This window comes from Streptomyces sp. AC627_RSS907, assembly GCF_019049165.1.
On the sequence record NZ_JAGMUE010000912.1, the window covers coordinates 1 to 783 of the forward strand.

A 783-nucleotide genomic window follows, 5' to 3' on the forward strand; every position below is an offset into this window, starting at 1 on the left:
GTCGGAGGAGGTCACCCAGGAGGTGCTGGTCGAGGTCTGGCGGACCGCGGCCCGCTTCCAGGCTGACCGGGGCTCCGCGATGACCTGGGTGATGACGCTCGCCCACCGCCGTGCCGTGGACCGGGTCCGCTCGGCCCAGGCCCGGGTGGACCGCGAGGATCGGGTCGCCCGGCTCGATCACACCCCCGCCTTCGACGACGTGACCGAACAGGTCGAGAGCCGACTGGAGCGGGAACAGGTACGCCGTTGCCTCGGCGGCCTCACCGAGCGGCAGCGGCAGGCGGTGACCCTCGCCTACTACCGGGGCCTGACCTACCGTGAGGTGGCGGAGCTGCTGAAGCTGCCGCTGGGCACCATCAAGACGAGGATGCGGGACGGGCTCATCCGTCTCCGCGACTGCCTGGGGGGCACCGCATGAACGCCGCGGACCTGCACACGCTGACCGGCGCCTACGCCCTGCACGCCCTGCCCGAGCCGGAGCGCGCGCGCTTCGAACGTCACCTGGCGGACTGCGCGGCCTGTGCGCGGGAGGTCCGCGAGTTCGCCGGGACGGCCACCCGGCTCGGTCTGGCCGCCTCGCTCGTCCCGCCTCCCGCGATGCGCGAACGCGTGCTGCGCGGCATCACCGCCGTACGCCAGGTGCCGCCCGACGACCCCCGGCGGGCGTCGGGCGGCGGGCGCGGCGCGACGTGGTTCGCCCGGCTCGCGACACACCTGGCGCTGGCGGCCTGCGTGACCGTGGCGGCCGGCCTGGGCGGCGTCGCGGTCTGGCAGCACCACGAG

2 protein-coding genes are annotated in these 783 nt (G+C 75.1%); both read left to right on the forward strand.

The annotated features are described in order from the left end of the window. On the forward strand, positions 1 to 418 hold a 418-nt coding region (locus KUM32_RS39415; protein WP_217146554.1), incomplete at its 5' end, for a sigma-70 family RNA polymerase sigma factor. After that, positions 415 to 783 (forward strand): zf-HC2 domain-containing protein (locus KUM32_RS39420; protein WP_217146555.1); only part of this gene is annotated, 369 nt, incomplete at its 3' end. The genes KUM32_RS39415 and KUM32_RS39420, both read left to right, overlap by 4 nt.